General features: G+C 48.9%; 11 protein-coding genes. 3 read left to right on the top strand and 8 right to left on the bottom strand.

What is annotated here, in order from left to right:
* Positions 1–38: 38 nt before the first annotated feature.
* The 3 genes from pcrB to C7R91_RS16410 form a co-directional block, all read right to left on the bottom strand.
* Positions 39–734 carry a heptaprenylglyceryl phosphate synthase gene (pcrB, locus tag C7R91_RS16420; protein WP_047072252.1) on the bottom strand — a complete coding sequence of 232 codons (696 nt, stop codon included), beginning with the start codon at positions 732–734 and terminating at the stop codon, positions 39–41.
* A gap of 17 nt (positions 735–751) precedes the next feature.
* Positions 752–1042: a YerC/YecD family TrpR-related protein gene (locus C7R91_RS16415; protein WP_047072253.1), complete on the bottom strand. Its 291-nt coding sequence runs from the start codon at positions 1040–1042 to the stop codon at positions 752–754.
* Between the two features lie 119 nt (positions 1043–1161).
* Positions 1162–2217: a DUF3048 domain-containing protein gene (locus tag C7R91_RS16410; RefSeq protein ID WP_047072466.1), complete on the bottom strand. Its 1056-nt coding sequence runs from the start codon at positions 2215–2217 to the stop codon at positions 1162–1164.
* A gap of 179 nt (positions 2218–2396) precedes the next feature.
* On the opposite strand from C7R91_RS16410, the gene C7R91_RS16405 reads away from it, so the two are divergent.
* Positions 2397–3098 carry a response regulator transcription factor gene (locus C7R91_RS16405; protein ID WP_047072254.1) on the top strand — a complete coding sequence of 234 codons (702 nt, stop codon included), beginning with the start codon at positions 2397–2399 and terminating at the stop codon, positions 3096–3098.
* Complete coding sequence (locus C7R91_RS16400; protein ID WP_047072255.1) at positions 3095–4510, top strand: HAMP domain-containing sensor histidine kinase; 1416 nt, start codon at positions 3095–3097, stop codon at positions 4508–4510. Before C7R91_RS16405 ends, C7R91_RS16400 begins: the two co-directional genes overlap by 4 nt.
* 213 nt (positions 4511–4723) lie before the next feature.
* Here the strand turns inward: C7R91_RS16400 and C7R91_RS16395 are convergent, their stop codons facing one another.
* Positions 4724–5518 carry a GNAT family N-acetyltransferase gene (locus C7R91_RS16395; RefSeq protein WP_236697943.1) on the bottom strand — a complete coding sequence of 265 codons (795 nt, stop codon included), beginning with the start codon at positions 5516–5518 and terminating at the stop codon, positions 4724–4726.
* 117 nt (positions 5519–5635) lie between these two features.
* Here C7R91_RS16395 and C7R91_RS16390 point away from each other — a divergent pair, with 117 nt between their 5' ends.
* Entirely contained in the window at positions 5636–7135 is a 1500-nt protein-coding gene (locus C7R91_RS16390; protein ID WP_047072257.1) for an IMP dehydrogenase, read from the top strand.
* A gap of 42 nt (positions 7136–7177) precedes the next feature.
* Here the strand turns inward: C7R91_RS16390 and C7R91_RS16385 are convergent, their stop codons facing one another.
* From C7R91_RS16385 to C7R91_RS16370, 4 genes are all read right to left on the bottom strand, one after another.
* A complete protein-coding gene (locus C7R91_RS16385) occupies positions 7178–8326 on the bottom strand; it encodes a GerAB/ArcD/ProY family transporter (protein WP_236697934.1) in 1149 nt (382 codons plus the stop codon).
* Positions 8310–8543 (bottom strand): hypothetical protein, encoded by a 234-nt coding sequence (locus C7R91_RS16380; protein ID WP_047072258.1) that lies wholly within the window; start codon positions 8541–8543, stop codon positions 8310–8312. The genes C7R91_RS16385 and C7R91_RS16380 overlap by 17 nt, the downstream gene beginning before the upstream one ends.
* 68 nt (positions 8544–8611) lie before the next feature.
* Positions 8612–9814 carry a Ger(x)C family spore germination protein gene (locus tag C7R91_RS16375; RefSeq protein ID WP_047072259.1) on the bottom strand — a complete coding sequence of 401 codons (1203 nt, stop codon included), beginning with the start codon at positions 9812–9814 and terminating at the stop codon, positions 8612–8614.
* A gap of 52 nt (positions 9815–9866) precedes the next feature.
* Positions 9867–11378, bottom strand: a complete 1512-nt coding sequence (locus C7R91_RS16370; RefSeq protein WP_047072260.1) for a spore germination protein — start codon at positions 11376–11378, stop codon at positions 9867–9869.
* Positions 11379–11472 lie beyond the last annotated feature (94 nt).

Raw genomic sequence — 11472 nt, 5'->3', positions numbered from 1 at the left:
ACTAAACGGGGCCTTGACCAGTTGGGGAGGTGGCTTTTTTAGTTGCTTGTTCCCTTAACGGCCTTCACAGTAGCCAATGCAGCAGCGAGATCATCATAAATGACATTCCCTACAACAACCGTATCAGCAATCGCAGCCATTTCTGCCGCTTGCTCCGGGTTACGAATTCCGCCGCCATAAAAGAGGTGGGCTTCGCCCGCGCCTGCCTTGGCAGCCTTCACGATTGCCGGATCGCCGTATGTACCGCTGTACTCCATGTAGACAATCGGCAAGCGGCAAATGTTCGTCGCTACCTGCGCGTACGCTTTGGCCTGCGAGGCATCCGCAATCGGACGTGCTTTCGTCAGCTGTGCTACGCCCGCTTCCGGATTGGCGATGATATAGCCTTCTGTAATAATCTCATCCCAATGAATATAAGCGCCAAACGCTTGAAGCCCCGATACATGCGGAGCAAAAATCCAGTCTGGATCGCCAGCGTTCAATACGAGCGGGATCAAGTACGAATCAAATCCCGGCACGACCGCATCCAGCGAGGAAATCTCCAAGACAGCCGGTACTGCGTAACGACGCAATCGCGACATCAATTCGAGCGTATTGTCATAGGTCACACCGTACGTGCCGCCTACAATGATCGCATCTGTTCCGGACTCGCAAATCGCCTCCAAGGCCTCGTCATCGATTGTTTTATCCGGGTCTAGTTTAAATGTATGGCGCCAGCCACGATAGTCAATCAACGTTGCCTGCCTCCTAGCTATTTTCCGATCCGCTCAAGCGCCATCTGGTATCCGTCATTTCCATAGTTCAAACAGCGTTTGACGCGAGAAATAGTCGCCGTACTTGCGCCGGTCTCTGCTTCAATCTGATTGTAAGTAAAGCCTTTGCGGAGCATTCTCGCCACTTCCAGACGCTGTGCGAGCGACTGCATTTCGTTCACTGTGCACAGATCGTCAAAAAATTGATAGCACTCTTCCATCGTTTCCAGGGAAAGAATAGCTTCAAACAACTGCTCGAGCCCTTTTCCTTTTAATTTTTCCAATTGCATGTCTGTCACCTCTGTTATATAGTCCGTCTTTCGAGCGGTTTCTCACTGTACAATTTTTAAGCACTAAAGCTTCAACAATTATCTTAGAAGAAACCGCCTTCATCCGCAAGCCCTAATCCTTACTGGAACTGGAGGGACTTCGACAGACCCGGTGAGTTCGGCAATATGGACACCCAGGTATTTCCAGGCAGAAGCTGCACTTCTTGCGTCAAAGCCGCGTCCTCATAGGCACGGATGACTCCATTGCTTCGCTTCCATTTGATCTTGCGCGCTTTTCCTTGCTGGAACAAATAACCGTCCCCCGGACCGATTACATCGACAGATAGACGCCCTTCTTTATCCAGCACGCGGTGTTTGGCGGAGATGACCAACAGATTAGTCGTGGACAACTGTTTCTTGTCGCTCAAGTCCAAATGCGGCTTGCCTGCCGTAAAGCGCATGTATTTCTTTTGCTCGGCATCATATGTAAAAGCAGCTTTATTCAATGAGTGGAAAGTCAGATCTACCTGTGTTGCAGGCACGCCTTCCTTGATCTCGGCATTCTCCGGCAGGAACGTAAAGTGAGGCACCTCTGCCGTTTGACGCATCCCTTTATCCTGCATCGCTTTTTCCAAGAGCTCTGGCTTGGTGTACAGGTTATGTGGCATCTTGCGGAATTTTTCTCTCCAAAAGTATTGACCGTTCGGGATTTCATCCAGATGACTGAGGTCTTTTCGCGCCAAGGCTTCCAGCGCATCCGGACTTCCCCCCGCGTGAACGAGGACCGCATCAAAACCAGTCCCGATCTGGATAAAATAAGGACGGATACTGCGGACAGGTCCGATTACTTCCGGTTTTTGGCTTTGGAATATCGCTAGAAAGCGGGTCATTTCCCCTTCTGACAATACCTCATAAATCATGTCCGCTTTGTTGATGCCTGTTTGTGGACGTGCGGGCGGAGCGTTGTTGATCATCACCATGATCGGTCGTTTGCTCCCCAGGTTTTCGTGACTGCCAAGTCCTGTCATCGGTGCCTTATACGCGTATTCGATGGGCTGATTCGTTTCCGGTGGCGTTTGCACAATCGGCTCAGGTATCTGCGGACTCGGTTGGGTGTCCACCGGCTTTTGACCGCAGGCCGTCGTTAAGAGCATGAAGGCTAGTACCATGAGAGACGATTTGACTGTTCGTTTCATATGAATCGCTCCTTTCCATCTCTCGTTGTCTTTTTTTCCCTGTTTCTTTTTCCAGAAGGATACAGGGGAATCCTGCTTCCACACGTTTTCCACGATTCTCATACGTCCGTGCCACACATCTCGTTTTTGGCTATGCTACAATACTGATATAAAACAGATGCAAAGCGAGGCCAAAATCTATGAATACCCCCTACCTCGTCTATCTGGTGGACGATGAAACGAACCTGTTGGAGCTCTTGCAATCGTATTTGCAAAGTGCTGGATTGCAGGTGAAAGCGTTTTCCAGCGGCAAGGACGTCTTGCCGTTACTTGATGAAGAAACACAGCCACATTTATGGATATTGGACATCATGATGCCCGACATCGACGGCTATGAGCTCTTGCGTCTTATCCGCGAAAAGTCGAATGTTCCCATCATCTTCATCTCCGCTCGCGATCAGGATGTCGATAAAATCATCGGACTGGAACTAGGCAGCGACGACTACTTGGCGAAGCCATTTCTCCCTCGCGAACTGGTCATACGTGCGAAAAAGCTGCTCCAGCGCACCTATGAGAAGCCTGGTGCCGCTGCTTCCTCTACCCAAACCTTCCAAGACTGGGTAACGGTCGATCCTTATATGATCTCAGAAAAAGGCAGACAAGTAAAAGAAGGCGACGAACTCATTGATTTAACCACCAAAGAATTCGAGCTCATCGTCTACCTTTTGCACAATCAAGGTCTGGCCTTGAATCGTGAGCAGATTCTGACCTCTATCTGGGGAGAAGACTACATCGGCTCAGACAGAGCTGTCGATGACTTGGTGAAGCGCATCCGCAAGAAAATGCCCAAGTTTCCATTGGAGACGGTCTATGGCTTCGGCTACCGAATGACGCGTATATGAGCAAATTCCGACTAAAAAACCTGCCGATTTCCAGGCAAATCCTCATTTTGTTCATGATCCTGACAAGCGTCCTCGGGGTCGGCCTTGGCATCGGGTATCCGATGGCTGTCAAACAGTATCTGGTATCCAACACTTACTCGCTCTTGGAAGAAGAGTTTTACACCCTATCTGAGCATATCTCCTTCAACGAGCATAATGAGCTGCTGCCTGTCCCGGCTGCGGCCCCTTACTTTTTACAGCTCTTGCTCCAACGCTATGAGTACTCATTTGATATGATCGTCTATGCAGAGAACGGTCAGGAGCTGGGGCGCCGGAGCAATAGCAATGGCCGCATTCCGTATGAGGATTCCAAGGAGCTGTTCCTAAAAGCAGCCACATACCCAAGCCAAAAGCTGCAGCATGGCTCGCTGGATCGTGGAGACGAGAGCTATTTGTTCGTCAGCAAAAAAATGGATTACCACGGCTTCCCCTATTACATGGTACTGTTCTCCAAGGAACAGGAGCTCAACCAGATCAATTCGATTTTGACTCGTCAGTTTTTGCTCGTGTTTGGTCTGCTGCTGCTCGTCAGCTGGCTTTTGGCCGTGTGGTTTAGTGGATATTTGAGCAGACCGCTGCGAACACTGGAAGAGCTGTGTAAAAAAATCGCTCGTCGTCAGTTCGATATCCCGCTTGCGATGGATCGCGGAGATGAGATCGGACAGCTCGCCCGCTCATTCGATATGATGAAGAACCAACTGAAGGAATACGATGAGTCACAGCAGCATTTTGTCCAAAATATTTCCCATGAACTCAAAACACCGATCATGGCGATTCAAGGATACACGCAAGGACTCATAGAAGGCGTCTTCCAGGGCCCTCAGGCTGAAAAAGGGCTATCCATCATCATGGAGGAGAGCAAGCGCCTCGAAAAGGTCGTCGGACAGCTCTTGTATATCACGAAGATCGAGTCTGTCTCTCAAATGATGCAAGTCGACCGCGTCGACCTGTCAGAGATGATGCACCTGTTGAAGCAGCGGCTCTCCGTGCTCAATCCGCAAATCGAGTGGGAGTTAAATCTGGCAGCCGACTTGATCGTGGAGGGAGACGGCGAGCAATTGAGCACTGCGTTCGTCAATATCATGGAGAATCAACTGCGCTACGCCAAAAGCCGACTTACCATCACAGGGAGGCACGCGGGAAAAAGCGTCGTCGTCGCGATTTCCAATGATGGGCCACCTATTGAGGAGGCGCTGCTGCCGAACTTGTTCCAGCGTTTCCGCAAAGGAAAGTCGGGCAAGCATGGGCTTGGACTCGCTATTGCCCGTGCCGTCTTGGAAGCACATAAAGGGACGATTGATGCCCGCAACGATCCAGATGGACCTTGCTTTACGATGATCGTACCTGTTGAATTCAAAGGCCGATTGAACTGATAAAAGGTTGTTCAAAAAGTCGTCTTTTGATCACGAAGTAGTCCAGAAAGCATAATCGACATCGAATATGGCGTTCACCTCCGAAGTCCGGTGCTCATGTAGTTGACCACACTCCGCTCCTCCTTCGTTCGGTTCTCGCCATCTTCTCGGTACTGAAAAGCCAACTTTTTGAACACGCATTAGGAGAGGACACTTGTCCTCTCTTTTTCTATTCTAAAGGAGAAATTCAATAAAAGCGTAAGAAGATACCGTGACAAATCCGAGCTTCTCATATACGTGCATCGCAGCGGGATTATCCGTAAAGACCATCAAATAAACATTCGCAGACTTCTCCAAGCCAATCCGGGAAATATCTGAGCTGATTTGCGTACCCAACCCTTTTTGTCGATGATGAACTGATGTTCCAATGTTCCCGATTTCTACGTAGGCTTCGTCATAGACATGAAAGCCTGCTACGGCCATTGGCTCGCCACCTTCTGAAAAGAGCGCGATGTGTGGCATTTCTGCTACTTCCTCCGCCCGGAAACTAATCATGCCGAGCTCTGCCGCCATATTCTCCACGATCTGTGCTTCGGATAACTCCAGTATTCGTGATTCTCCCGCAGGTAAAAGATGCTCTGGATCTGTTAGTTTCATCAGATGCATGGTACGTGTGTCGATTGTATTCGGAATCTGTACGCGCGTCAGGAGAGGCTCTGCTAGTGCTATCACGCCCTTTTGTCCATCTGACAGGCTGCCATTTAGCACTTCTTTCATATAGGAGAGCATCGGCTCCACCTCGTAATTTTCATCCCCCTCTACCACATGAAGAGAAAATGCATGAAACGGCATTCCTTTCAAGTAAGACCCGATGGCGGTTACTTCTCCTTGGACGCTGTCCGTTACGACGACGCTCCTCTCCGTTCGCAAGTACATATTCCCGTACAAAATATACGAATCTTCTAACGAAATTTGCTCCAAAAGCTGAAGTTGTTCATGACCTGTTCGCAATATTAACAAAGAAATCACTCCTTCTATCAATTCCCTATTGACGTTGTCGAACTTCACGGTTACCATGGTAAAAATTTCTCTAATAAAGAGGCAGTTCAAAAAATGGAGACCAACTTCACCTAGGAGGAGAGAATCGTGGCTTTTTATTACACAGAACCATCTCGGACGTTTAATGAGTTTTTGCTGTTGCCAAATCTCACCACAAAAGAATGCACACCGAACAATGTGGACTTATCCACTCCGATTACCAAGTATAAAAAAGGTGAAAAGCCTGCCATCACACTAAACATACCGTTCTCATCCGCAGTCATGCAAGCAGTTTCCGACCATCATATGGCGGTCGCATTGGCTAGATGTGGCGGTATTTCGTTTATTTTTGGCTCCCAGTCCGTTGAGAGCCAAGCAACCATGGTTCGCAAAGCAAAAGGCTACAAGGCTGGTTTCGTCGTTAGCCGCTCCAACCTCACACCAAGCCATACGCTGAAAGACATTTTGGAATTGAAAGAGGCGACAGGCCACTCCACCGTTGCCATTACGGAAGATGGTACGGCAAAAGGCAAGCTGCTCGGAATCGTAACAGGTCGCGATTATCGCATCAGCCGCGACTCTCAGGACAAACTCGTCAGCGACATCATGACACCATTCTCGAAGCTGATCTATGGCAAATCCGGCATCACGCTCTCCGAAGCCAACGACCTGATCTGGGAGCACAAGCTCAACTGCTTGCCAATCGTAGACGAAAATCAAAATCTCGACTTCCTCGTTTTCCGCAAGGACTACGATTCCCGCAAAAACAATCCGCTGTCCCTTTTGGACGCGAACAAGAGCTATATCGTAGGTGCCGGTATCAATACAAAGGACTACAAGGAGCGCGTCCCTGCGTTGGTGGAAGCAGGCGTTGACATTCTGGTCATCGACTCCTCTGACGGCTTCAGCGAATGGCAACGCGAGACGGTTCAATATGTAAAAGAAAACTTCAATGTTCCGATCGGTGCAGGTAACGTCGTCGATAAGGAAGGCTTCCGCTACCTTGTGGAATCTGGCGCAGATTTCATTAAAGTAGGGATTGGCGGCGGCTCCATCTGCATTACCCGCGAACAAAAAGGAATTGGACGCGGCCAAGCCTCTTCCCTCATTGAAGTGGCAGCAGCTCGCGACGAGTACTTCAAGGAAACAGGCATTTACGTCCCGCTCTGCTCCGACGGCGGAATCGTACACGACTACCATGTGACACTGGCTTTGGCTATGGGTGCAGACTTTGTCATGCTGGGACGTTACTTCGCCCGCTTCGACGAAAGCCCGACCAAAAAAGTGAAGATCGGCAACAACTTCGTGAAAGAATACTGGGGAGAAGGCTCGAACCGCGCTCGCAACTGGCAACGCTATGACACTGGCGGCAAAAGCAGTCTCGTCTTTGAAGAAGGCGTAGACTCCTACGTACCATACGCGGGAAGCCTTCGCGAGAACATGGACCGCACCTTGAGCAAAATCAAATCGACCATGTGCAATTGCGGTTCGCTCTCCATCTCAGAGCTTCAGCAAAAAGCGCGAATCACCGTCATCTCTGCTACTAGCCTGGTAGAAGGCGGCGCACATGACGTTATCTTGAAAGAAAGCAGCATGGCTGCTGAGTAAAACAATTCATTCGTAGTCAGAAAAAAACAGTCTGCCGCAGTTCTAGCAGACTGTTTTTTTTCTTCTTAGGGCCCCCACACTCAATAGGAGAACGGGCAAGAACAAACCGTACGTTAGGGAATAAGGCATCCAAATTTCTGAAACGAAAGTATCAAAATAAGGGCGGTTAGGCATCGTTGCCAATGCCACCACGATCATGATCATTCCCAGCGGAAATGTCAATTGGCGGTAATCCCGCAACCCCAGCGTATATGCGATTCCACGGCTCGTCGCATAAAAGCAAATGGTAATTTTGACAAAGAGCGTAATAAACCAGATAACGGCCATCAACACTTCGATTCGCTCAAAAAAATTACCGATACTGATTTTTTGCGCAAGTGTGTAGCTTGGGTAGGCAAGCAGTACGGTAATATCAGCACCCAGGACCAAGATTGCCACAGAGGTAATCATCGTCAGGAAGAAATTAGAAAAAAGGCTGCCCAAGATATAGGCTTTGGCGGCACGCGCTGGCCGCTTTACCAAGGGAAACATCACGATTAGAATGACTGTCTCCAGCAAATAACCCATGTACCGGAAGTTCCCCCCAAATATAGGCGCCATGCCATGCGCAAGGACAGGCTTCACATTTTCTATTTGAATCTGGGGGGAGATAAATACGATTAAGACAAAGAACAGCAACAGAAAATACGGAAACAACAGCTCACTTACCCGAGAAAAGACTTCTGCTCCACTGCGAACCCCCATGACGATGATCACTGTAAAAAGGACAAGAATAATTTCGATGGGGGTCTCCTGCATAATCTGTGTCGTGACAAAATCGCCAATCTCCATCAGCATAAGCGAAGCGTCGATGAAGAAATAAGTGATAAACAGAATAGCCACCACTTTCCCCATCCATTTTCCCAATATATCCTCGCTGTACTGAAAGATCGACTTGTTCGGGTAGCGCATGCTAAGCGAAATATACAGATAGGTCAAAAGAAAGCCTTCCCCCCACCCTATGAGGGCGGAGATCCACGCATCTTGCTTGGCAGCGGTAGCAGTAAGGGAGGGAACGTACAAAATCGCGTCGCCAATCGCAAAAAGCGTCACGAGTATCATGAATTGCCTTGCGCTAATATGACCGTTGTTAATCAATCCCTCTCGCTCCCCCGCCTCACTGCTGGCTACTGCTTCATTCCACAATTCCATAAATGAAGTCGCTGAATGGTTTATAGACAAATGTGATCCAGTCCAACGGGTTCGGAATATTGACCTCAAGCGATTCGGCTATGCCAAGTCCCGTCCCGACTACAAGCAAAATGAAGAAAACCAGCATTTCCTTCTTCATCGCGTTCCTTCTCAAATAAGGCACCTCAACGAGGGCAATCAGTAGGCTGATCAGCAAAATCATTATGATGGTCCACATGCTATGCGGCGCACCTACTTTTTCGCTGGAATACCTTTACCATTTCCCCAGATGGAAAAAGTTATGCTCTAATCCTTTTTGATGAAAGGAATAAACGAATTGCCCACCTTTCCAGTCCGCCTGAGCCTGACGTCCACTTTTATCTTCACGTTCAGGTCGGTGAATTCGGAATCCCAATCTTCCTTTACCTTCTCCCAGCCTTTAGGGTCATTGTGGTAGATCGACTGCCCAAATCCAAAAACATCGGAATGGTATTGCTTTTGCGCTTTATGGATGGCACTTACGATTTTCTCCCTGATTCTCTTTTCCACATCCGCCTCCAATTTGTAAATGGTTTGGGGATTGGACAAATCTTTCGGACACGCCACCTCGCCTACATTCCCTTCTGCCGACACACTGATTTCTATTTGCGGGTTGCCATTCTTCACCTTCCCGTTGACTGTTGTTTTGCTCCGAATGATCTCAATATCGATTTTATGTTTTTTGTCACAAGGAATTTCTTCTACTGTACTGTCCACTTTGTCTGTGATATAGCTGAATCCGATGCTCTCCTCTTCGTTCAACCAACCCAGCAGCTTATCTTTTTTGAAGACCCCAATGTCCTGGTACTTCAACAGATTGGGCTGGCTATCTTTTTGGGAGCTTATATCGGTTGTACCCGTTTGTACCCTCCCTTTCAGCGTAGCGCCTACCAGAACCGGCTCTACACCTTCCCGGAGCAAATCAGCAATAACTTCATCCAATCTCATGGAGACAATCGACCCCCAAGCTTTCTCTCCCGTTTCCAAGCTTTTATAGAGCTTCGTAGCGGGAATTTTTTCCAACGGGTCGATCATGCTGAGGATTTGAAGAGCTGTTGTATCCTTCGCCAGAATGACATAAAAATCGGGTCGAACCTCATGATCACGAAACAACAAGTCCAGCGCTTCTTTTATCCCTTCTCTTGCTACCTGCTCCCCCAAAACCAGCACCTGGATATGGGAAAAATACAGCCTTCTAGGCGTTTCCGTCGTCATTCTCCGGATTCCCTCAAAAATGCTCGATCCCCGCATACTGTAAGTGGCAACAGCTGATTGGCTTATCTTCCCACTGTTTGTTGACGCTACCGCTCCAGGATTGACGATTTGGGCGGAAATCACGTACTCTCCGTTAATCTTGTCGATACCTGTCCCCATGACGATCGCCAAGTCATTCAATTCTCTGCGGTTCCAGCAGCCTGTCAAAAAAACGAGAAGAGTCAGGGTAAGGAGTAACACACCTTTTCGTTTCATGCCGTCTCCACCTCGGCTAATAATTTATCATCACATCGGCACGATACTTGCGCTATATTTTACTTTTTCGTTCTCTGACGCTGTTTTTCTGGCGCAAAAAATGGGGACGCGTATGCATCATCCAGATCGGAATCCGAAGCAGTGTGTCCTTTTGATCAGCCAGATTCATAGGGGCAAGCGGAGCCATATACGGGACACCAAACGAGCGCAAGGTGCACAGGTGAATGCACAAGGCGATCATCCCCACAAATATGCCGATAAAACCAAAGCTGGCGGCAAGCGCTATCAAGCCGAACCGCAACAGGCGAATCGGAATGGACATGGAAAAGGAAGGGAAGACAAAGCTGGTGATAGCCGTAATGGAAACGACGATGACGGTAGCGGGTGAAACCAGTCCTGCCTGCACGGCAGCTTCCCCCAGCACGAGTGCTCCCACGATGGAAATCGCGGACCCGACCGCCCTCGGCATGCGTACCCCTGCCTCTCGCAGCATTTCAAAAGTAAACTCCATTAACATCGCCTCTACTGCAGCAGGGAATGGCACTCCTTCACGTTGGGCAGCAATGCTCATGATCAGATTCGTTTGCAGCATTTCCTGATGAAAGGTGGTAATGGCAACATAAATGGATGGACCAAGCAAAGCGACAAAGAAAGAAATAAGCCGCAAAATACGCAGGATCCCAAAATCTGCACGCATGTAATAGTCCTCTGGGGACTGGAAAAATTGGACAAAGACAGCTGGTACCAACAAAACAATCGGTGTACCGTCCACCAGAATGGCGACGCGCCCTTCCAATAGCCCAGCTGCAACCGAGTCTGGACGCTCTGTATTGTAAACCGTCGGAAACGGAGTAAAGGTATGATCCTGTATTAATTCCTCGATGTTACCGCTCTCCAAAATACCGTCGATCTTGATCTGCCCAAGCCGCTCTCTCACTTCTGTCACTACGCTGTCCTGCACGACTCCTTTTATATACATCATCGCGACTTTGGTTTGGGTCATCTCCCCAACCTGTACGGTCTCCAACCATAGATTGCGATTATTGATCCGTCGGCGCACCAATGCCGTATTGGTCCGGAGGTTTTCCGAAAACGCTTCTCTAGAGCCGCGGACCACTGTCTGCACGGAAGGCTCTTGTACCCCACGATCTTCCCACTGCTTCGTATTGATGATAAAGCCGTATGTATATCCCTCTACCAGCATGACGGTATCCCCGGTCAGTATCGCATCATACAAATGATCAAAGTCATATACCTCTTCCACTCCGCCCATCGTCAGCAGGAAATCCTTCATTAGCATCAACGGCTCTACTTCCCGCTCGGCCTCTGTAGGGATAACCGTTTTTCTTGCATGGATCATGAGAGACTCCAGGAAGCTGCTAATCATATTTTTATCGACCAGACCCTCGGTGTACAAAATCCCCACCAGTAACTGATCGACTGCTTCTAGACGGACTTGCCGCGTCACGAGATCCGTGCTGTTGCCCAGCTCTTTCTTCACCTTTTCCAGATTTTCGTCCAACGAGCAATGAAAAAGCGCAGGTTGTTTTTCTGTATCCATCATTTCGAATCACTCTTTTTCCAGTTCGGGATATGTTTACTATCCCTCATGGCTCCGGGGTCTATGCTGACGCAAAAAAGCCCCCTATTCAAGGAGG

The sequence above is a fragment of the Brevibacillus formosus genome (genome assembly GCF_003013405.1).
Lineage (GTDB): Bacteria > Bacillota > Bacilli > Brevibacillales > Brevibacillaceae > Brevibacillus > Brevibacillus formosus.
Note: the sequence above shows the minus strand (reverse complement) of the source record. Positions and strands in the feature narration are given on the sequence as shown.